Source organism: Paenibacillus silvae (assembly GCF_014639235.1).
Lineage (GTDB): Bacteria > Bacillota > Bacilli > Paenibacillales > Paenibacillaceae > Paenibacillus > Paenibacillus silvae.
In genome coordinates this window covers 271,505-292,067 of sequence record NZ_BMFU01000002.1, presented here as the reverse complement: position 1 = coordinate 292,067, position 20,563 = coordinate 271,505, and the positions used below count along the sequence as shown (strand labels likewise).

The window sequence follows — 20,563 nt, the reverse complement described above, 5'->3', positions numbered from 1 at the left end:
CAATGACTCCAACAAGAGTACTGGTTGTGGATGATCACGCCCATGCAAGGGAGGCCATTCGTGAAATTTTGAGCCTGGACAATCATTTTGAAATTATTGGTGAGGTGAACAACGGACAAGCAGCGATTGACTTCATGGAAAAGTGGCTTCCCGATCTCATTTTAATGGATATTCAAATGCCCATTATGGACGGACTCGAAGCAACGCGGAGAATCAAACTCGGTTTTCCCTATGTGAAAATAGTCATGATTACGGTTTCGGATGATATGATTCATCTACTTGAAGCTCTCAAAAGAGGAGCACAAGGATATCTGCTCAAAAATTTGGAACCAACGACATGGCTTGAATATCTGCATTCTATCATTAACGAGGAAGCTCCCATGTCCAGAGATGTTGCCTATCAGATTCTGAAGGAAGTCAATGTAACAGAAAAGAAGAAAACCGAAGTTAAGCTGACGACCCGAGAACTGGATATATTATATGGGGTGGCTGAAGGATGGACAAACAAAGAAATTGCAGGGAAATATGACATATCCGAATACACCGTGAAGAACCACTTGAAAAATATTTTGCAGAAGCTACAGTTACAAAATCGGGTGCAATTAACGCGTTATGCTCTTGAGCAAGGACTTGTTTGGAATACGAACAGACAATAGGTGTGAGCTTTATCCTGTTATTTCATTCATTGTTAGTTTTTCTTCTCACTAAGCTAAAAAATAGCTCAGTTGAGGCATATATTTATTCACATGATTTACCATAGACTTAGGTTTGTTGAGTGAAAATTTAAGAAAACGATCAAAGGGGATAACAATGATGAAGCACCGATTCAAATTCATAATCAGTATTTTGGTCACAATTCTAATTGTATGTGGTTGCCAAAGTACTTCACAACAACAAGGGAACATAGAAAATGTTGCGGCAAATGATTCAGCTAAACCTTATCTAACTTTTAAAGACTTTGATGGGGAAATCGTTACATTTCAGGAAAAACCTCAAAGGATCGTTATCTTGAATGAGCAGGTACTGCATTCCTTTTATCAAGTTGGAGGAAAAGCAGTGGGAGTACCGACTCCCTTTAACATTGATCCACCTGCAGAAGCGAAAGACGTTCCGAAGGTAGGATTGATGCACGAGGTTAATATGGAAAAGGTATTCGAATTGAAGCCTGAATTGGTGATTGGTCAGCGCTTTGACCATGGGAAATTGAGAGGAATGTTCAAAGAAGCTAACATTCCTTTAGCAAATTTGAATACCCAATCTATCGAAGACATAAAACAGAATACGATTTTAATGGGGAAAATTACGGGTAATGAACAAAAAGCCAAAGAGCTTGTAGATAAAATGAACTCAGATATCAATCAAACGATCGCGCAGATTCCAGACCAGAAAGAAATGCCGACTTATGCCATACTAACTGTCATGGGAGACACTGCATATGTTGAGCAAAGTTCAACCATAGCTGTAGATATTGCAGATCAGTTAAAACTTCGTAATGCTACAGTATCCATAGTTGGAGAAGCATTTGCTGGATATATTCCGTTTAGCATGGAAGAGATGGTAATGATTAATCCTGATTATCTCTTTATTCTTTCTCATACAACGAATGAGGAAGCAGAAGAAATGATTGAGAAAAATTTCAAATCCAATCCAGCATGGAAATCACTTTCAGCTGTCTCAAATGACAGAATGTTCTTTCTTCCCAAACATAAATTTGCAATTGCTCCTGGTGTTGATGTTGCCGAATCCTATAAATATATGGCAGACTTGATCACTGCAAGTCAACCTAATTAAACGAATATGATTAAGAATAGCGGCTTTAAAAACAAACTGAACTGGAAGCTCTTTATTATTGGACTTTTTATGAGCTCCGCCATAATTAGTATCATCATTAGTTTAGGCTTTGGAGCTGTCTCCGTGGATGTACGGTCTATTCTAAGTATTTTATTCGGAAATACAAGTTCTGATTATTACACAATTATCTGGAATATCAGATTGCCACGTACACTTGTAGCCGTATTTGTGGGTATAAATCTAGCACTTTCAGGCACATTATTACAAGGAGTTATGCGCAATCCTATGGCTGATCCCCACATCATAGGTGTTTCCTCTGGTGCGGGGTTATTTGGAACCACCATGTTGCTGGTTTTCCCGGCATTCTCACATTTGTTAGTACCAGTTGCGTTTGTTGGAGCGCTGGCTTCAGCTTTGTTAATCTATTTACTTGCTTGGGATAGAGGCGTTTCTCCAATGAGAATAATTCTTGCTGGGGTAGCAACATCTGCTTTTTTAAATTCTGGGGTCTCCGCACTGTATACTTTTTATAGTGATCGTATACAAGGTGCGGTTTCCTTTATGGTAGGAAGTCTGTCTGCTAAAAGCTGGGGACATGTCGAGACGATTATCCCATACAGCATTATTGGATTACTTTTGGCACTATTAAGTGCTCAACGAATGAACGTACTGTTGCTCGGGGATTCAGAATCGAAATCACTGGGATTAAACACAGAGGGGTACCGTTTATGGTTTATTGCTGTAAGCGCCTTGCTTGCTGCAAGTGCAATAAGTATCGTGGGCATGCTTGGTTTTGTGGGATTAATCGTACCTCATGCTGCCAGGATGCTTGTGGGGAATGATTATCGGATATTACTTCCTGCTTCAGCACTCCTGGGAGTGACCGTTCTGTGTTTATCTGACACCATTGGCCGTATTGCCTTCGCACCAATTGAGCTGCCTGTGGGCATTATTATGGGTGTTATAGGTGCTCCATTTTTCTTATATTTGTTACGAAAGAAGAGAACATTATGACACTGGAGACGAAGAATACTCATATTGGATATCATGAAAATGAAGTCATTTCAGCTCTAAACCTTACGTTTGAAGCAGGAAAGATTCATAGTATTCTTGGTCCCAATGGCTGTGGTAAAAGTACACTATTAAAAGCGCTGGGAAAGCAAATTCGGACTACAGCCAGAGAGATTCTATTTAAAAATAGGGATATCAATACATGGGGCAGAAAAGCTTTTGCAAGAGAGTTAGCCTTTTTAATGCAAGTCCATGAGAGTAATCCTGAGGTAACAGTTAGGCAACTTATCGAATATGGTCGTTTCCCTCATAAAAGTAAATTCGAACGATTGAATCAAGAAGACCATGCCATTGTTGATCAAGCCATCTCACTTACTCATTTAATGGATTTAGCGGAAAGAACACTAGATCGTTTGTCGGGAGGGGAACGCCAGCGGGCGTGGATCGCGATGGCTATTGCCCAACAGCCTGCTGTTTTGTTATTAGACGAGCCTACTTCTTATCTAGACATCCATCATCAACTCGAAATCATTGAACTGATTAAACGGTTAAATAGCGAACAAGGTCTTACCATTATTTGGGTCCTACATGATATTAATCAAGCAGCCATGATTTCAGATCACATCATTGTGCTTCAATCTGGAGCAGTATATAACTTTGGAACGCCTCGAGAAGTAATTACAAAAGAAATGTTACGTGATGTTTTTTACGTGGATGCTGAGATAAAAAATATTGAAACTGAACCCATTTCCGTCTACAACTTTCAGCTTTTTAAAGAATAAATTTGTTTATCCGCCTCCCATGTTTGTTACAAATCCCGGCGTAAAAGTACCACTGTCAGTAAAGTGCATGAAATAGATGTTTTTTTATCTAAATTAATTGAAACATAGGAATATGTACTACTGAAAGTCTGTAACCACAATTAGCGGTTGCGGACTTTTTAATGTGCGTAGGTTAATAAATGTCGCTCTATTGGAGTGGGTGTATTGACACAAAGCAGCATATTAGAAAGGCTCGGTCCGTCAGAAATATATTATGATCTTCCTTGATCTCACAAATTAGACACAAAACGACTATCACTATAGCTAAATTGAGCTATATGGAAAAAATATCTTTTTATGTACACTATGAACAGCATAATGTTAGCGCTTTATTTACAGCTCTGTTTATACTCCAATGAATAAGGATTAATGAGGTTTCTAATCCAGAACGGAGGAAATACATTGAAAAGTAAATATGCCTTCTTACTTTCCTTGAGATCATTAGAATACGAGATTAAGCAATTAAATGCCTATGCCAAGGAACATGAAGAATGTTTTGATCTTTTACAACTGAAGCTGGATTCACTTTGTCAATTTATGACGTTGGAGGAAAACGACAGACAGTGGCTTGCGTGGGGAAGTCAGGAGGAAATCCAGTTATATGGCACCCAACTTCGCGAAACATCTGTACAAGCGTTGTGTGAAATGGAAAAGTATCAATCTGCTCTAGCGATTGAGAATCGTTTGAATGTGAGTGAGTATATCGAAATACTCTCACAATCCGTCCGAAGCGAGCTTCGGGATTTCCAGCTTGATCCGCACTCTAAAGTTCTTTTTATTGGCTCAGGTGCATTTCCTCTCTCCGCATTGACCATCGCTCATGAAACGGGTGCAGAAGTTGTATGTCTCGACATCGATCCGGAGGCTGTTGAAAAGGGGAGGAAAGTAGCCGACACCTGGGGGCTTGCCGACAGAATTGTTTTCTCTGGAAGACCGATCGCTGAGTTGTCTTTTGTGAGTAAGGCTACACATATCATCATTGCCTCTCTAGTTCGTAACAAACTGGATATCCTGAATGATCTCAAAGGAAGAATTCAACTCGACACACGAATCTTGATGCGCTATGGCAATGGATTAAAATCCCTTTTCAATTACCCGGTTGAAGAGGAGTTGTCAGACGATTGGAGAAAAACTTCGATCTCCGCAGGGAAAGGTTTCTATGAAACGATGATTATTGAACCGAAGCACAGTGTCATACAGAGAAGGTAAGGAGGTGGGACAAGATGCAAGAAAAATCGGCTCTGGGCACCGTCTTGATTGTTGGCGCAGGCCCGGCGGGGATTCATGTTGCCGTGGATCTGTCCAAAGGCTGGTCTGATCAGATGGGTATAGCGAACCGGAAGGGAACACACACACAGCGACTTCAAACAGAGCTTGATGAGCACGAATTCTACGTATCCACAGAGGTTCTGGTTGAACGCGCCAAACATTTTTCGGCAACTGCCCGTCTGGACAGGTTTTATGCAGGATTCGACACGATAGAAGACGATTGGCAAACGATTGTTATGTGCGTTCCCTGTCACAGCTACGTTGATGTCATCCGTGAATTAAAGCTGGATTACAAGCTTCGGGTTAAACGTATCATTCTAATCTCGCCGGGAATCGGTTCGAACATGCTTGTACAGGAAAGCCTTGGCGTTGCGCGTGAGCGCATAGAGGTGATCAGCTTCTCCACATACTATGCAGCTACAAAATTTGATCCAGCTATGCCTACTTTCCTGAAATCAATGGTCAAAGGCTTGAAGAAGAAGATTTACATCGGTTCCAGTCGCACAAGCAGTCGTACGCTGCTCCACCTTCAACAATTTTTGAATAGTTTGGGCATTGAAGCTGAATGCATGTCTTCCCCCATCGAAGCCGAAAGCAGAAGCATTACGACCTATGTGCATCCACCGTTTTTTATGGATTCATTTTCGTTAAATGAAATTTTCAGCCTTACTCGCTCCACCAAATATATGTATAAGCTATACCCGGAAGGCCCTGTTACATCGGGCACAATCCGCAGTATGGTGCGCCTGTGGAAGGAAATTTCCAGCGTGCTTATGAAGTTTGGAGCAGAGCCGATGAATCTGCTGAAATTTATGAATGATGACAACTATCCTGTCCAGGAGCAATCACTCTCCAGATCAGATATCGAGGAATTCGTTCAGCTTGATGAACTTCATCAGGAGTATTTGCTGTATGTCAGGTACGCTTCACTTCTCATTGATCCATTCTCCACCCCTGACAAACAGGGTCAATATCGTCCATTCGCAGCCGTACCTTACCAGCAGGTAAGCCTGGATCAGCATGGGAAATGGGTTATTCCACGTGTTCCTTATGAAGATTACAGGAAATTAAAGCTGTTGTACCATGTTGGACAAACATTACAAATTCCAATGCCCCAAGCCAGCACACTATTGCTGAACTTTGAACATCAATTAGGAACGTTCATGGAGCAACAAGGAGCAGGAAGATTCCCTTCTGAGCTTGTCCATGACCGCACATTGGAGGAAGCACAGACCATTATCCCGGAAATGCAAACACAAAATTTAAAGGGTAGAGAGGATGTTTTCAAATCATGAGTTTATGGATTCGATCACAGCACAGTAAAGTCTTCTTGGGACTTATCTTGATGTTATGCACGGTCATATTTCTGTCCGGATGTAATCAGAACAACGCGGGAAATAATGCTTCTGGTTCATCTGACAAGGAAAAGAGTCCAACTGTATCGACATCCAAGAATATTACGATCATACATAGTCTTCCCAATGATACGTTGGATCCGCACAATACGTGGATTGCGCTACGTGCTGGTGTAACGGAAACATTATTGCGACTGAATGAAAATATGCAGGTTTCTCCGTGGCTCGCAAGTGACTGGGAAGCGAAGGATGATTACACATGGGTCTTCTCGATTCGGGAAGGCATACAATTTCAGGATGGAACACCACTGGATGCTCAAGCGGTAAAAGCATCATTTGAGCGTGGCATTGCCGACAGTAAAGCACTTGCCGCCGCTCTTAAAATCGCTTCAATGGAGGCGGACGGACAACAGCTTCGAATTAAGACTACCGAGCCTTACCCGGCATTCCCTACAGAACTGGTGCATCCAACCACTAGCATTATTAGTGTAGCGGCCGAGGATCAAATGGGCAAAGAAGCCTTCAACATTGCCCCGGTAGGAACCGGTCCGTTCAAGGTTACAAACTTCACACCAGGCAGCGAAATTCATCTGGTGCGTAACGACAATTACTGGGATGGTGAGGCCAAGTTAAACGAGGTTACATTCAAATTTAATGCTGATGCCAATGTCAGAACACTCGCTTTTCAGTCCAAGCAAGCGGACATTGTATTTCATTTGTCTCCAGAGATGCTGGCCTCCATCGAAGCTGACAACGAGCTAAACGTTAGCTCTGTTACGAGCTTGAGAACACATTATTTCACCTATAATCCTGCAAGCTCAAGCGTCAGTGACCACCGTGTCCGAGAGGCCTTTGACAAACTGATTGACCGGGATGCAATTGTGCAGGATATTATGCTTGGTCATGCATCACCAGCCAATGGGCCATTTAATGCTACTCTTCCTTTTGGCAACAAAGAAGGGTATCAGAAAACAGACGTAGAAGGTGCACTTCAGCTATTGGAAAGTGCAGGGTACACAAAAGGCTCAGATGGAAAATTACAAAAGGATGGCAAGCTGCTGGCATTGAAGCTTATCGCCTTTACAGGAGTAAATCCCGAATTGCCACTGATCCCGCAGGTGGTTCAGTCTGAAGCAGCCCAAGCGGGTATTACGATTGAGATTGTTTCTGTGGAATATCCGGAAGTTTATATTGCAGATCATAGCGATTGGGATATATCTACATCGAGTTATTTAACATCGCCAAGAGGAGACGGAGGTTCATTTCTGAATTCCGCATATGTTCCAGGAGGTTCTTATAACCCTGCCAATATTGAAGTTGATGGATTGCAGCCTATTCTGAAGGAACTAAATGAGACAGGTGATACGGAGAAGCGCAACAAGCTTACACAGCAGGCGGTTAAAGTGATTAACAAAGCTTTGCCTCATTCCTATATCATCAATCCCAGCATTCTGGTAGGGATCAATCAGCGGGTAACCGGCTGGAAGCCTGGAGCAGAGGAGTTTTACATTGTAACTCGTGCACTGGATGTGAAGTAACATGTTTCGTCAGTTCTTTTCACGCATTATTCATCTGATTTTTGTACTTTTCGTGCTAAGTCTGGCGACATTCCTGCTTATGAAGATGGCTCCGGGTGATCCCGTGCTCACGATATTAAAGGCCAGTGAGGGGGCCGTTTCCCTATCGGATCAGGAGCAGGTACGGGAACAGCTTGGGCTGAATTTGCCACTCGTACAGCAGTATGGTCTCTGGCTTCGGGGCGTGATTCAGCTAGATCTCGGAACGTCATTTGTTAACCATCGAGCCGTGTGGGATCTGATGATGGATCGGCTTCCTGCCACAGTATACCTGACTTCGGGTGCGATCATTGTAATATTGCTGATATCCGTGCCGCTTGGCATATTGGCTGCAAAATATAAAGGGAAATGGCCGGATCATCTCAGTCGACTATTCACACTGATCGGAGCCTCCATCCCCAGCTTCTGGTTAGGCTTATTGTTGATCTACGCCTTTGCCTTCAAGCTAAACTGGCTGCCTACGATGGGCAGTGGCAACGTCAGGCATCTCGTGCTTCCATCCATTACACTGGGGTTTGTCATGGCCCCTGAGTACATTCGTCTGCTACGGTCGGGATTGCTGGATGCGCTATCTCAGGAATATGTACGTGCCGCGCGTGCAAGAGGCTTAGCGGAGTGGAGGGTCATCGCTAGACATGCGCTTCGTGCCGCTCTTCTGCCAGTCATTACGATTTTCGGGATGAGTCTGGGTGCTCTGCTGGCCGGTTCAGTTGTGACTGAAACCCTTTTTGCCTGGCCGGGTCTGGGAAGCATGGTTATGGAGGCGATCACTCAACGTAACTATCCGGTTATTCAGGGATATGTTCTTCTCACAGGCATATTTATTGTGACGGCCAATGTGTTAGTGGACCTTAGTTATAGTCTGCTCGATCCCCGAATTCGCTCGGGAAGGGGGAGAAACATGTGAAATGGACATCTCTTGAGAACCCTGTGGAGTTTCACAGAGTCCAACGTCTTCGATCGAGTCTGCTGCTGCGGCTCGGTGCGGGCATTATTCTGTTTTTCCTCCTGATCGCTCTCATTGGACCCTGGATATTACCTAACGATCCTCTGCTGGTTGGTATGTCCGATCGTTTACTTCCACCCAGTGCCGAATTTCCGCTAGGTACTGACCATCTGGGCAGATGCATTTTGTCCCGCATTATAGATGGGACCCGAACAACGATGAGCACATCCTTTCTGGTGTTGACTACAGTCATCCTTATAGGTGTTCCCATCGGCATGGTATCCGGATTTTGGGGTGGTAAGCTGGATACGTTCCTTATGAGAACCGTCGATGGCATTGGTGCAATTCCTGAATTTCTATTGGCTGTTGCTGTTGCCGGCTTTCTTGGTCCAGGTCTGCTTCATGTCATGCTGGCTGTGGCGTGTGTGAAATGGATTACCTATGCAAGATTGGTAAGGAGTATTGTGCTGCTCGAAAAGGAAAAAGATTATGTCAAAGCTGCTGTTGTGGCTGGCAGCGGGATGTGGATCATTCTTTATCGTCATTTGGTAAGACAGGTTGCGTCGCCGCTCGCGGTCATGGCTGCACTCGATGTAGGTCGTTTCATTCTGCTGATATCGATGCTTTCATTTCTCGGTCTGGGTGTGCAGGCTCCTGCTCCAGAGTGGGGGGCAATGCTGAATGAGGGACGCTCGTACTTCCAGTCGGCTCCACAACTGATGATTTACCCTGGGTTATGCATTCTGATGGTTGTATTCAGCTCTAATCTGATCAGTGACGCTATTCGGGATCATTTGGACATACGTAATCGTTAAAATGGTTTCAGGTGAAGGGAGGGAGAAGCATTGAGGAGATTAACGGAAGGGCAACCCATCCTGAATGTAAATCATTTGACGATCAGTGCCGTCCATCAGGGACACAGCCACAGAATTACGGAAGATATTTCGTTTGATATTCGTATCGGAGAAACACTGGCGCTTGTCGGAGAAAGTGGAAGTGGAAAAAGTGTTACAGCCAGTGCGGTCGCCGGTCTTCTGACCAAACCACTCACCATTACCCATGGGCAGATTATTTTCCAAGGGATAAACTTGTTAGAGTCACGCGCAGGGTACGTGAAATCGCTGCGAGGTAAAGAAATTGGTTGTGTGTTTCAGGATTATCGTGGCAGCTTCACTCCGTTCATGAAGGTTGGCCATCAGTTGATCGAAGTCATTCGTACACATACCCGGGCTACGCGAGCGGAAGCGAAAGAAATGGCGTTAGACTGGCTACACCGTGTAAACCTTCCTGCGCAACGCTCCTTTCGGAGCTATCCTTTTCAGTTGAGCGGAGGACAATTGCAGCGAATTGTCCTCGCAGCCGCTTTGATGCTGAAGCCGGCTCTGCTGGTTGCAGATGAACCGATCACCGCGCTTGATGTCATCACTGGACAAGCCATCATGGACTTGATGGAGGAGCTTCAGCATGAAGTCGGTTGCGCAATTTTGTTGATTTCTCATGATTTGAGGCAGGTTGTTAAGCGTTCGAACCGAATCGCGGTCATGCAACGTGGCCATATTGTGGAAACAGGAAGCCGGGAACAGATTAAGCATGCCCCCCACCATCCCTATACGCAAGCACTGCTAAAGGCTTGTCCGACTATCTCTCGCAAGCAGCATATGAGTCCTCAAGAAACACAATTTGGGGGTAACAGATGATGGAGCCTTTATTGCTGGTTAAAAACCTGGTTAGAACCTATGGACGAGGTAGGGATGCGGTCCGAGCAGTTCATCAGGTTTCGTTCACCATCCAAAAAGGGGAGTGTCTGGGGCTAGTTGGCGAGAGCGGCAGTGGCAAAAGTTCGCTGGCTCGACTGCTGCTGGCCTTGGAAAAACCTGATCATGGAGATATACGAATGCTGGGAGCCTCACTTGTAAAGGCGAAAAAGAATACGCTCCGAAAGATGAGGCAACACATTCAGGTTGTATTTCAGGATAGTAATGCCTCCCTGAATGATCGGTTGCCTGTCTGGCGTTCTGTACTGGAGTCTTTGGACAATTTTCCAGAGGTTAAACCTCCTTTTCTGGTAGATGTCAGGGAGAACAGACGTGCAACATCGGTAAGGCTGCTGGAGATGGTGGGACTGGGACTGGAACATCTGGATCGTTACCCTCATGAACTGAGCGGTGGACAACGCCAGCGGGTAGCCATTGCAAGAGGCATCAGCCTCAAGCCAGAGCTGCTTATCGTTGATGAGCCCACTTCCAGCCTGGATGTTACCGTGCAAGCGAATATTCTCAAGCTGTTAAAACAATTGCAAACCGAGCTGGAGATGTCATTCTTATTCATCTCCCATGATATTGCAGCCGTTCATCAGATGAGCAATCGAATCCTTGTCATGAAGGATGGGGCAATCGTTGATGAGTTTGCAAGCGAGCAAATCAGCGAGCCAGAGAGACATGATTATACAAAATGCCTGCTTTCAGCGGTATATGACCTGGAGCAATAGTTTTTTTACACAAGTTATGATGAAAGAGGTTCTCATGAAAAACGGTGTATGGTTAGCGTTGTTCTCCTCATTGGTATTCAGTGTGATGAATGTTCTTGTGAAAGAGGTCAGTGCGACGATTCCACCGGCAGAGATTGCTTTCTTTCGCGGACTGATAGGAACTATTCTGATCCTCGTATTGATGCATTATGGACAGATTTCTTTTTCCCGAACAGGAGTTCCCATGCTGGCATTAAGAGGTCTGCTCGGCGGATTGTATATGCTTGCCTATTTTTTCACCTTGTCCAAGATTCCTTTAACTGATGCGAGCATACTTGCACAGATGTCACCCGTCTTTGTCATTGTGCTCTCGGTTATTTTCCTGAAAGAGCGACTTTCCCGCAGAACTATAGCGATACTGCCCTTGATTTTCCTGGGTGCAATATTTCTGATCAAGCCCCATGAGTATGCCAGTTATTCTGCCTATGCTCTGGTCGGGATATTAAGCGCTGTCTTTTCGGCAGCAGCCGGGATCTCCATTCGCTACTTGAGTAAGACTCATCCAGCCTATGAAATAGTGTTTTATTTTGTCGCTACCTCAGCGCTGGTGGCATTGCCCTTTATGTCGCAGCAATTTATTATTCCAGACCTGATGCAATCGGTGTACCTTCTAGCCATTGGTGTGGTTTCACTGCTTGGACAAGTATTCCTGACCCGCGCATTCACACATGAAAGTGCCATCGTGGTTCAGGTCGTCAGCTATTTCGGTCTGGTATTGAACGGAATGTTTGGCTTTATATTCTGGAAGGAAATTCCGGATGTGCTGACCTTATTTGGTGGTTTGATGATTGTTGCGGGATGTATTGCCCTATCCAGTCGAAGAGGCTCTGACAAAATGCGATAGAGCTTTAAGGTACGTACTACAAATGAAGGAGGTTATGCTCTTGAATGAACAGACATTATATGATGTATGGTGGAAGCATCCCGAAGAAGGGGATCAGGGCATGGAGGAAGATCATATTCCTCACTGGAAGAGAGTGCTAGGCTTTATTCCTGAGGAGAATCTGGAGCAATGCAGTGTTCTCGATTTTGGATGTAACCAGGGAGGATTTCTCAAGCTTTTGTATGAACTTCGACCATTCAAAGAAGGAGTGGGGACTGATCTGGCTCGACGTTCCATTGAGATTGCCAACGATCGCAAAGGCGACTATCCGCTTGAATTCCATGCGACAGGGCAACCCGAGCGGTTTGTGAATCGGTTTGATCGCGCTTTTAGTTTGGCTGTGCTGTATCTGCTTCCGAACCTGGAGGAACATGCATTGCAGATCAGGACCTGTCTCAAACCTGGCGGCATTTATTATGCAACTTTTGCCGACTATAGTAATAACACCAGTCTGCCTGCCATTCGGAAACGGATCGACAGCAATGCAGCCGTTCCGATGCAGGATCACTCGCTGGATACGATAACCGAAGCCTTCATGAAAGCTGGATTTCAAGTTAGCCTGCGTCGTATGAAGGCCACAGACTTCGTAGATCTGAGTCACGGGAAAAAATGGTATAACAGTGTGGCCGATCAGCTTCAATTTGCCTATGAACAATCCTATTTATTTCAATTTTCAGCTCCAAGATCAGAATAACTTTAAATAGTTTGATTTTTTTTGTCACAAATTTTAGTGATGAATAGCTCGTTGGAGCTATTACACATATGCATGTCATCAAGTACGATAGAACACGTACTGTTTTTGCGTACGTTCTCATTTTGAGATGGTACAAATGATTAATGTATGAATGATTAATGGAGGTTAGATGGCTTTGCAGACAAAAAGAAAATTAATGATGCTTCTGGTGTTATGTACACTGCTTGTCATTTCGGCATGCTCCAGTGCATCCAAAGAGGGAGCAACACCAACTGCGGCAACAAACGAAACAAAAGAGAAAGAAGTTAGTTTTTTATTTAACTTTGCAAGTCAAACGATAGATCCCCATCAAGATTACACCCCTTTAAGAGCTGGGGTTACGGAAACATTGGTCAAGCTTGGAGAGGATCTGAAGATCCAACCATGGCTGGCTGACAAGTGGGATACAACGGACGGACAGCACTGGACGTTTGAGATCAAACCCGACGTCACGTTTCAGGATGGCCGAGCACTTGATGCAGAAGCAGTGCGGAAATCCCTGGAAAGGGCAATTCAGGTGAATCCGGGTGTCGAGCAGGTGTTGAAGATTCAAGAAATGCGTGCATCTGGTCAAACGTTGAGCATTACCACCAAGCAGCCGTTTCCTCAATTTCCATCCGAACTGGTTCACCCGAATACGTCGATTATGGACGTGAATGCAGCTGACCCGGATCATAAGCCCGTGGGTACAGGGCCATTCAAGGTTACATCGTTTACAGCGGGTAGCTCGCTCAAGGTCGAACGGTATAATAATTATTGGGGAGGAGCAGCCAAGCTTAGTCGTGCCTCCTTCAATTTCAACGAAGATGCGAGTGCTCGCCTGTCTGCATTGATGTCTGGAGATGCGGATATCGTCTATCGTCCACCTGTTGAAAGCATGGAAACAATGAAGGCTGATACAAGCCTGCATATTGAATCGGTACTGAGCTTGAAAACACATGAGCTTATTTTCAATACACATCAGCCTGAGTTCCAGAACAAATACGTTAGAAAAGCTTTTGACGCACTTGCCAATCGTGAAGAATTGAAGGATGTTATTATGGGTGGACAAGCCACTGTAGCTGCTGGTCCGTTTATGCCAAACTTCTCCTTCAACCCGAAATATGAAAACAGAAAGACAGGCACAGAAGCCGCTCTGGAATGGTTTCAAAAAGCCGGTTATCAGGTGACTCAAGGCAAAGTAAGCAAAGATGGCAAACCGTTAAGCTTAAAGCTAGTCACCTACACTTCACGAGCAGAGTTTCCACTTTTTGCACAGGTGTTACAGGCTCAGGCGAAGGAGATTGGCATCAACATTTCGATAGAATTTTTGGATCAATATGAAGACTATCTGCTGACCAAGGATGATTGGGACCTAGGCACATACAGTCCGCTTATTGCACCGCGCGGAGATGCCTCCTATTTCCTGAACGTTTCCTTCAAACCCGATGGCTCGCTTAATTTTGGCAAAATCGATGACCCTCAGTTAACCAAATGGATTGATGAGCTTGATCAAATGGTGGATACGGATAAACGAACAGCGCTCATTCAGAACATACTGAGCTATATCGATCAGGAAACCTATTATTCCTACCTTGTGCATCCGAATATCCTCGTTGCTTATAAGGACCGGGTGAAACATTGGGTGACCAGTAAAAGTGAATATTACATGCTGACCAATCAATTGGATGTTGAATAATGAGACATACGCTTTTGAAACGGAGCATAGAATTTGTTCTCTTTGTTTTATTGTTATCCTTGATCAGCTTTGTCTTAATGAAACTAGCTCCCGGCGATGCAGTCAGAGAGATGCTTCGTTCTGATGATGTAGCCGTGACCTCTTCACAACTGGAGCAGCAACGGGAAGCGCTCGGGCTCAACCAGCCTGTGCTTGTACAGTTTGGGCAGTGGCTGTCGCGTCTTGTGCATCTTGATCTGGGCACTTCGTATATGACCAAACGTCCCGTAACGGAGGAACTGCTGAACAAGTTGCCTGCAACATTACTGCTGACCTGCACCTCACTACTCGTTTTACTGCTGATTGCCGTGCCGCTCGGTACGCTGTCTGCCTTATATCCTAATCGTATGATAGACCGAATCAGCCGTCTTTTGGCTGTACTCGGCACCTCTGTCCCTAGCTTCTGGCTGGGGCTTCTTTTAATAGAAGGTTTCTCAGTGAGAGCACACCTGCTTCCCTCCATGGGCACAGGCAGCTTAGCACATTTGGTGCTGCCTTCATTGACACTGGGATTGACCATGTCAGCAGTATATGTGAGACTCATTCGTTCGAGTTTGCTCGCAAGTCTGGGACAGGATTTTGTCCGTGGGGCACGATCGCGAGGTATTGGGGGAAGACGTGTGTTATGGCGCCATGCGTTTCGGCATGCGTTAACCCCGGTTGTTACGATGTTTGGCATTAGTATTGGAAGCTTGCTTGGAGGAACGGTCGTGGTTGAAGTGCTGTTTGCATATCCCGGCCTGGGCAAGTACATCGTAGATGCCATTCAAAGCCGCGATTATCCAGTCATCCAAGGGTACATGGTGCTTATGGGTATTATCGTTACCTTTATGCACATGCTGGTAGACTTTGTTCATGATCAGCTCAATCCCGAAATCCGATTGAAGGGGGAGCGCTCATGAGGTTTCCAGGGATGAAGAGTGGCCAGCGCCAAGCTAAAGCAAACCGACTCAAAGTAAACAGATTTAATAATACTCATATCATCATGCTCATCATAGTGGTACTGGCCTTAGTTTGCGCACCGTATATGACTCCATATGACCCTTATGTGGTTCAGCTCGGAATACGCCTCTTGCCACCAAGCATGCAGCATCTCCTGGGAACGGATGATCTTGGACGCGATCTGTTATCTCGTCTGATGCTAGGAGGTCGTAATACAGTAGGTACAAGCCTGCTTGTTCTGCTCGGTGCGCTAAGCATTGGCATACCTGCAGGTTTATTAGCTGGCTATGCAGGAGGGTGGCTGGATCGCGTGTATAAGCGAGTAACTGATGCTTTTCTGGCGTTTCCAGACTTCATCATTGCCATTGTACTCAGTGGGCTAATGGGGCCAGGTATTTTTAATCTGATGATTGCGATCATCTCGGTCAAATGGATTACCTATTCTCGCATTGTTCGCAATAGCGTCGTTGCAGAGAAAGGACAGGAGTATGTTACTATTGCCCGCCTGAGCGGGTTGCGTTCCTATCAAATTTGGTGGAAACACTTGCTGCCGCATGCATTGTCTCATGTGATTGTGATCGCTTCACTGGATATTGGTAAGATTATTCTTATGATTGCATCGCTCTCCTATATAGGTCTTGGCGTACAGCCGCCTGAACCTGAATGGGGAGCGATGCTGAATGAGGGCAGGCTTTATTTTCACAGTTCACCTTATCTCATGATTGCCCCTGGACTTGCCATCATGCTCGTGGTGCTTTGGTCCAACATGCTAGGCGATCGTATTCGTGATATTCTTGATATCAAACGCAGCAAGGAGTGAGCGCATGTCAACATTACTGGAAATCAAGGGACTCCGACTTGCCGTTCGTGAGCAGACGCTCATACATGATATCAGTCTATCGCTCAATGTTGGTGAGTGGTTAACCATCATAGGGGAGAGTGGAAGTGGAAAAACATTGACAGGTCTGTCGATTGGCCAGCTGTTACCCCATGAAGTACGTCATTCAGCAGGGGAAATCCTGCTGAACGGTATGCCGCTTCAGACATTGTCCGAGAAAGAAATCAATCGGCTTCGCGGTAAGGAGATCGGGTACATTTTCCAAGACTATTCCAGCGTATTCAGCCCGTTTATTACCATTGGGAAACAGTTGAATGAGACGCTTCAGGAACATTACTCGTGGGGCCGTAAGAAAAGACAACACCGCATCATTCAGGCTCTAGAGGATGTCGGCTTACCCGCACAGCGCGTGATTAAAAGCTACCCGTTCCAACTAAGCGGTGGACAACTACAACGGGTATCTATTGCAACAGCTATGATGCTTGAGCCCAAATTGCTTATTGCGGATGAGCCTACATCTGCGCTTGACGGGATTACGGCAACAGACATCCTCGAGTTGTTAATTCGGCTGAGAAGCAATACTGGCTGTACCATTTTATTTATTACTCATGACCTGAAGCTGGCGAGAGGTTACTCCGATCAGATCGCCATAATGTGTAAAGGAAACATATTGGAATCAGGAGAAACACAAGCTGTATTGTCACATTCTACCCATGCCTACACTCGAAAGCTTCTGGCAGCCGAATCTTTACTAACCTGCACTGAGCCCGAACATTCAATAGAGCATGTGAAAGTGGGGGATTCGTCATGAGTGAAGATAGAGAGGTCGTACTTGCAATTCAAAATGTAATTAAAAGCTATGCAGGGCATACGAAACACAAGATCCGAACGAAAGCATTAGACGGTGTTACCTTCCATCTCCATGAAGGGGAATGCGTCGGATTGATTGGAGAGAGCGGGAGCGGTAAGAGCACACTGGCACGTTGTATTTTACTTATGGAAAAGATTGATGCTGGACAAATCCGCTTTCAAGGAAAAGAACTCGCAGGTCCTGGAAAGGTTGCTAAGTACCAGGCCTTAGAGGGACAGATTCAGGCAGTATTTCAAAATCCGGCAGCCAGCCTCAACCCTCAGCTCCGAATTATAGATTCTCTCATGGAACCTCTGGATAGTCTCCTGAATAAAACACCTGCAATTCTGGCTGATTGCAGCCACGACAGACAAAGATGTGCGAGGCGTTTGCTGGAGATGGTTGAATTGCCCGTTCAAATAACGGATCGTTATCCGCATCAACTGAGTGGCGGACAGAAGCAGCGAGTAGCTATTGCCAGAGCTATTAGCAGTAAGCCCTCACTGATTGTGATGGACGAGCCCACTTCCAGTCTGGATATGATTACTCAGGCACATATTGTTGACATGCTGTCGAATTTGCAAAAGAGCATCGGTTTTTCCTGTTTGTTCATTTCTCATGATCTAGGAACAATTCAACATGTATCTGATACAATAATGGTTATACAGCAGGGGCGAATCATCGACAATTTTGCTAGAGGAGAGCTGTTTTCATCCCAAAGGCATGCCTACACGCAAAGTTTAGTACACAGATATCAGTCGTGAGAATGTGAGATAGAGAGGCAATTCAATAAAATAGAAACATAACTGTATAACAAAAATCCGACCCAGCTTTTCTGTAAAGGGTCGGATTTTATGTTTAATCTCTATTTAAATTTTCCAGATGGAGTCCCAGCTTTTTGGCATTTTCCTGAATAAGCTCTACCAGTGTTTGTTCGGCAGTTTCGGGATAGTTACGAAGTTCGACAACCGGACGATCTGCGATATTGGCAATTTCCGCTCCTTGAGGTAAGTGGAAATTATCGATAATCAGCGCAGGCTTCAAAGCGGCAAGCTCTGCTGCTTGTGTCGGCGTCACTTCAGTCGGACCGAATTCGCCAATGACCTCGTATCCGAGAGCTTTGGCTACAGGTACCATGTAAGCCTGAGCAACCACTCGTTTGGATTCAGTGTCCAGCTTGGCCGTTGCAGCAGTCACTGCTTCAAATGTGCTGTCAATTTCCTTCAATGCCTGCTGTGCAGTATCCGTTGTTCCCAATTTCTTTGCAATGGAGGTGATCTGTTTGCGAAGCATGTCCGGTGTATTCTCTGTTACCACGATAAGCCGAGCTTCGTCGGATACTTCGGCTGCCTCCAAAATTTGTTTCATAAACGGTTCATATTCAGAGTAAATAACCGTTGACGCATCATTTACTTTTTCAATATCGGTAGGTTTAAAATCATACTCATTGGGATGTTTCATGTCCACGGGAGCAAGGGTCGAGATGCTGTCCGCACCAGCTGTTTTAGCCAGTAACGCTGTCCAGCTTGTGGATGCGACAATCTTTGGAGTGACCGTTTCAGCTTGCTTCAATTCTGTGTCCTGAGCATTTTCAGTTACCGTACTGGATGCATTTCCTGTACATCCGGTGAAAAGAATGATTCCCATGACAAGCACCAACAGAGGGGAGAATTTTTTTAGTATGTTTCTGGAATGTTTCATTAGAATTAAACCTCCACAGATATCATTATTTTCGTGTAAACATATAACAAAGGCTTGAGATGATGACGCCAATCATGGTTATGGAAGCACCTGTTGGCAGGTCGAATACAAGCGAAGCGATATAACCTCCAACAGCAGTCATTGTGCCAAAAAGAGATGACAACAAGAGTAATTGTTTATACGTTCTGCTTACTCTAGTAGCTGCCATGGCAGGTAGAAGCAATAGTGCGTCAATCAGTAAAGCTCCCACAAGCTTCATCGCGATTCCAATCGAGATTCCAGTCAGAAACAGCAGCACATTGCGAATTTTGGTAGCGGGAATACCTAGCCATTCCGAATGGTCTGCATGATGAAGCAAAAGTTGAATCTCCCTGTAACAAACTATGAACAAAAACACAATAATTAAGCTGATTCCACCCAGCAACCACATATCTAAAGAAGTGAGCGTCAGAATACTGCCTGCAAACAGACCAAATACATCCATCGCAGGGATTCCCCCCATATGGAACAGCATTAAAGCTGCAGCAAGCGAACCTGTCATGAGAAAGGCTCCAGTTATGGCGGGTTCGAGCTTGACCTTGGCAGATAACGGACCGAATAACGACGAGCCGGCAAGAATAGCCAGCATGGCTCCGGGCATAGGCTTCATGCCGATGAGCAATCCGAATGCGCCTCCGAGAAGAGCCAGATGCATCAGAGCAAATCGCACAACTGTCAACTGGAACTGAACCACGACAATACCCACGAGGGACAAACAGCTACCCCCGATCATACAGGCGATCAATGCCCGCTGGAACAATGGAATATGTATGTAGTCGATTAACGTCATGTAGTACCACCAACATCCGTTAACATGCCATCCTTCATAAGACAAATGCGGTCATGCAAATGTTCCGTTTCTTCCAGTTGATGAGTGATCATAAGCGTGAGCAACTGAGGTGCCCGCTGTCTGTATTCATCTATAAGTCTATACAGCAAATCTCTTGAGAACGTATCCAAATGAGTGCTTGGCTCGTCCAAAAGCAAGATGTCAGGCTCACGTATTAATGCATGAGCTATATTCATCCGTTGCAGTTGTCCTCCAGATAAATCCTTGCAATCGTGATTGGCAAGTTCCGTTAATCCGACATGCTCAAGCCATTCAGTCGTTTTTTGTTTATCTGCTATAGAAGGACGCTTCCAATAAGCAAATGACTTTCCCCAGTTGCCAAGCATCACATACTCAAAAACCGTGATGGGCAGATTTCCTTTCTGTACGCCCTGAGGCACGAATCCGATTTTTTTCTGAGCCCATTTAAAGTCTTTTTTGTGTTCCATCCGTCGTCCGCCAATGCTAATGGAGCCTTCCCTCAGAGGAATCAGACCGAGGATGACTTTAAACAGCGTTGTTTTTCCTGCGCCATTCGCACCTGTAATCGCAATCATCTCCCCGTGATCGCCTTGAAAGTCTAGCTTGTGAAGAACGGGGGAGGTGCTATAACCGGTCGTAGCATGCTGAATTTCCAGAGCTGGAGGCATGATTCATCGTTCACCTTCTTTCCTATCCAGTATGCACATTGGAGGAGAAAGCGAACATGGCTCGTTCTAGCTATATTAGGACGG

21 protein-coding genes are annotated in these 20,563 nt (G+C 45.1%); 18 read left to right on the top strand and 3 right to left on the bottom strand.

What is annotated here, in order from left to right; translation table 11 throughout:
* Nucleotides 1-2 precede the first annotated feature (2 nt).
* The 18 genes from IEW26_RS07380 to IEW26_RS07295 all read left to right on the top strand — a co-directional run bounded on the left by IEW26_RS07380 (nucleotide 3) and on the right by IEW26_RS07295 (nucleotide 18,024).
* On the top strand, nucleotides 3-656 hold the full coding sequence (locus IEW26_RS07380) for a response regulator (RefSeq protein ID WP_188591889.1): 654 nt from the start codon (nucleotides 3-5) through the stop codon (nucleotides 654-656).
* A gap of 154 nt (nucleotides 657-810) precedes the next feature.
* Nucleotides 811-1,791, top strand: a complete 981-nt coding sequence (locus IEW26_RS07375; RefSeq protein ID WP_229729719.1) for an ABC transporter substrate-binding protein — start codon at nucleotides 811-813, stop codon at nucleotides 1,789-1,791.
* Between the two features lie 6 nt (nucleotides 1,792-1,797).
* Nucleotides 1,798-2,805 carry a FecCD family ABC transporter permease gene (locus IEW26_RS07370; protein WP_188591887.1) on the top strand — a complete coding sequence of 336 codons (1,008 nt, stop codon included), beginning with the start codon at nucleotides 1,798-1,800 and terminating at the stop codon, nucleotides 2,803-2,805.
* Entirely contained in the window at nucleotides 2,802-3,584 is a 783-nt protein-coding gene (locus IEW26_RS07365) for an ABC transporter ATP-binding protein (protein ID WP_188591886.1), read from the top strand. Before IEW26_RS07370 ends, IEW26_RS07365 begins: the two co-directional genes overlap by 4 nt.
* Nucleotides 3,585-4,025: 441 nt before the next feature.
* Entirely contained in the window at nucleotides 4,026-4,832 is an 807-nt protein-coding gene (locus IEW26_RS07360) for a nicotianamine synthase family protein (protein ID WP_188591885.1), read from the top strand.
* 14 nt (nucleotides 4,833-4,846) lie between these two features.
* A complete protein-coding gene (locus tag IEW26_RS07355; RefSeq protein WP_188591884.1) occupies nucleotides 4,847-6,187 on the top strand; it encodes an opine metallophore biosynthesis dehydrogenase in 1,341 nt (446 codons plus the stop codon).
* The gene (gene nikA / locus IEW26_RS07350; RefSeq protein WP_188591883.1) at nucleotides 6,184-7,785 is read left to right on the top strand and encodes a nickel ABC transporter substrate-binding protein; all 1,602 of its coding nucleotides are present in this window, start codon (nucleotides 6,184-6,186) and stop codon (nucleotides 7,783-7,785) included. Before IEW26_RS07355 ends, nikA (IEW26_RS07350) begins: the two co-directional genes overlap by 4 nt.
* 1 nt (nucleotide 7,786) lies before the next feature.
* Entirely contained in the window at nucleotides 7,787-8,731 is a 945-nt protein-coding gene (nikB, locus tag IEW26_RS07345; RefSeq protein ID WP_188591882.1) for a nickel ABC transporter permease, read from the top strand.
* On the top strand, nucleotides 8,728-9,585 hold the full coding sequence (gene nikC, locus IEW26_RS07340; protein ID WP_188591881.1) for a nickel transporter permease: 858 nt from the start codon (nucleotides 8,728-8,730) through the stop codon (nucleotides 9,583-9,585). Before nikB (IEW26_RS07345) ends, nikC (IEW26_RS07340) begins: the two co-directional genes overlap by 4 nt.
* A gap of 30 nt (nucleotides 9,586-9,615) precedes the next feature.
* Nucleotides 9,616-10,467 (top strand): ABC transporter ATP-binding protein, encoded by an 852-nt coding sequence (locus tag IEW26_RS07335; RefSeq protein ID WP_188591880.1) that lies wholly within the window; start codon nucleotides 9,616-9,618, stop codon nucleotides 10,465-10,467.
* Nucleotides 10,467-11,258, top strand: coding sequence for an ABC transporter ATP-binding protein (locus IEW26_RS07330; RefSeq protein ID WP_188592377.1), 792 nt, complete (start codon nucleotides 10,467-10,469; stop codon nucleotides 11,256-11,258). Before IEW26_RS07335 ends, IEW26_RS07330 begins: the two co-directional genes overlap by 1 nt.
* Before the next feature lie 34 nt (nucleotides 11,259-11,292).
* On the top strand, nucleotides 11,293-12,141 hold the full coding sequence (locus IEW26_RS07325) for a DMT family transporter (RefSeq protein WP_229729717.1): 849 nt from the start codon (nucleotides 11,293-11,295) through the stop codon (nucleotides 12,139-12,141).
* Between the two features lie 40 nt (nucleotides 12,142-12,181).
* On the top strand, nucleotides 12,182-12,874 hold the full coding sequence (locus tag IEW26_RS07320) for a class I SAM-dependent methyltransferase (RefSeq protein WP_188591879.1): 693 nt from the start codon (nucleotides 12,182-12,184) through the stop codon (nucleotides 12,872-12,874).
* Between the two features lie 169 nt (nucleotides 12,875-13,043).
* Nucleotides 13,044-14,591 carry a nickel ABC transporter substrate-binding protein gene (gene nikA / locus IEW26_RS07315; RefSeq protein ID WP_188591878.1) on the top strand — a complete coding sequence of 516 codons (1,548 nt, stop codon included), beginning with the start codon at nucleotides 13,044-13,046 and terminating at the stop codon, nucleotides 14,589-14,591.
* Entirely contained in the window at nucleotides 14,591-15,532 is a 942-nt protein-coding gene (gene nikB / locus IEW26_RS07310; RefSeq protein ID WP_188591877.1) for a nickel ABC transporter permease, read from the top strand. The genes nikA (IEW26_RS07315) and nikB (IEW26_RS07310) overlap by 1 nt, the downstream gene beginning before the upstream one ends.
* Nucleotides 15,529-16,392: a nickel transporter permease gene (nikC, locus tag IEW26_RS07305; protein WP_373288437.1), complete on the top strand. Its 864-nt coding sequence runs from the start codon at nucleotides 15,529-15,531 to the stop codon at nucleotides 16,390-16,392. The genes nikB (IEW26_RS07310) and nikC (IEW26_RS07305) overlap by 4 nt, the downstream gene beginning before the upstream one ends.
* A 4-nt stretch (nucleotides 16,393-16,396) precedes the next feature.
* Nucleotides 16,397-17,221 (top strand): ABC transporter ATP-binding protein, encoded by an 825-nt coding sequence (locus IEW26_RS07300; protein WP_188591876.1) that lies wholly within the window; start codon nucleotides 16,397-16,399, stop codon nucleotides 17,219-17,221.
* Nucleotides 17,218-18,024: an ABC transporter ATP-binding protein gene (locus IEW26_RS07295; RefSeq protein WP_188591875.1), complete on the top strand. Its 807-nt coding sequence runs from the start codon at nucleotides 17,218-17,220 to the stop codon at nucleotides 18,022-18,024. The genes IEW26_RS07300 and IEW26_RS07295 overlap by 4 nt, the downstream gene beginning before the upstream one ends.
* Before the next feature lie 94 nt (nucleotides 18,025-18,118).
* Here IEW26_RS07295 and IEW26_RS07290 read toward each other — a convergent pair whose 3' ends face one another.
* The 3 genes from IEW26_RS07290 to IEW26_RS07280 are packed head-to-tail and all read right to left on the bottom strand — an operon-like array spanning nucleotide 18,119 to nucleotide 20,479.
* Complete coding sequence (locus IEW26_RS07290) at nucleotides 18,119-18,961, bottom strand: TroA family protein (protein WP_188591874.1); 843 nt, start codon at nucleotides 18,959-18,961, stop codon at nucleotides 18,119-18,121.
* Between the two features lie 25 nt (nucleotides 18,962-18,986).
* Nucleotides 18,987-19,790 (bottom strand): metal ABC transporter permease, encoded by an 804-nt coding sequence (locus IEW26_RS07285; protein WP_188591873.1) that lies wholly within the window; start codon nucleotides 19,788-19,790, stop codon nucleotides 18,987-18,989.
* Nucleotides 19,787-20,479 carry a metal ABC transporter ATP-binding protein gene (locus IEW26_RS07280; RefSeq protein ID WP_188591872.1) on the bottom strand — a complete coding sequence of 231 codons (693 nt, stop codon included), beginning with the start codon at nucleotides 20,477-20,479 and terminating at the stop codon, nucleotides 19,787-19,789. The genes IEW26_RS07285 and IEW26_RS07280 overlap by 4 nt, the downstream gene beginning before the upstream one ends.
* Between the last annotated feature and the right edge of the window lie 84 nt (nucleotides 20,480-20,563).

Excerpts from the sequence above, each read along its gene's own strand:
- IEW26_RS07295 (WP_188591875.1), top strand. The coding sequence starts at position 17,218 with ATGAGTGAAGATAGAGAGGTCGTACTTGCAATTCAAAATGTAATTAAA.
- IEW26_RS07365 (WP_188591886.1), top strand. The coding sequence starts at position 2,802 with ATGACACTGGAGACGAAGAATACTCATATTGGATATCATGAAAATGAA.
- IEW26_RS07280 (WP_188591872.1), bottom strand. The coding sequence starts at position 20,479 with ATGCCTCCAGCTCTGGAAATTCAGCATGCTACGACCGGTTATAGCACC.
- IEW26_RS07375 (WP_229729719.1), top strand. The coding sequence starts at position 811 with ATGATGAAGCACCGATTCAAATTCATAATCAGTATTTTGGTCACAATT.
- IEW26_RS07380 (WP_188591889.1), top strand. The coding sequence starts at position 3 with ATGACTCCAACAAGAGTACTGGTTGTGGATGATCACGCCCATGCAAGG.
- IEW26_RS07370 (WP_188591887.1), top strand. The coding sequence starts at position 1,798 with ATGATTAAGAATAGCGGCTTTAAAAACAAACTGAACTGGAAGCTCTTT.
- IEW26_RS07300 (WP_188591876.1), top strand. The coding sequence starts at position 16,397 with ATGTCAACATTACTGGAAATCAAGGGACTCCGACTTGCCGTTCGTGAG.
- nikC (WP_373288437.1), top strand. The coding sequence starts at position 15,529 with ATGAGGTTTCCAGGGATGAAGAGTGGCCAGCGCCAAGCTAAAGCAAAC.
- nikA (WP_188591883.1), top strand. The coding sequence starts at position 6,184 with ATGAGTTTATGGATTCGATCACAGCACAGTAAAGTCTTCTTGGGACTT.
- IEW26_RS07330 (WP_188592377.1), top strand. The coding sequence starts at position 10,467 with ATGGAGCCTTTATTGCTGGTTAAAAACCTGGTTAGAACCTATGGACGA.
- nikB (WP_188591882.1), top strand. The coding sequence starts at position 7,787 with ATGTTTCGTCAGTTCTTTTCACGCATTATTCATCTGATTTTTGTACTT.
- nikB (WP_188591877.1), top strand. The coding sequence starts at position 14,591 with ATGAGACATACGCTTTTGAAACGGAGCATAGAATTTGTTCTCTTTGTT.
- IEW26_RS07325 (WP_229729717.1), top strand. The coding sequence starts at position 11,293 with ATGAAAAACGGTGTATGGTTAGCGTTGTTCTCCTCATTGGTATTCAGT.
- nikA (WP_188591878.1), top strand. The coding sequence starts at position 13,044 with ATGGCTTTGCAGACAAAAAGAAAATTAATGATGCTTCTGGTGTTATGT.
- IEW26_RS07355 (WP_188591884.1), top strand. The coding sequence starts at position 4,847 with ATGCAAGAAAAATCGGCTCTGGGCACCGTCTTGATTGTTGGCGCAGGC.
- IEW26_RS07285 (WP_188591873.1), bottom strand. The coding sequence starts at position 19,790 with ATGACGTTAATCGACTACATACATATTCCATTGTTCCAGCGGGCATTG.
- IEW26_RS07290 (WP_188591874.1), bottom strand. The coding sequence starts at position 18,961 with ATGAAACATTCCAGAAACATACTAAAAAAATTCTCCCCTCTGTTGGTG.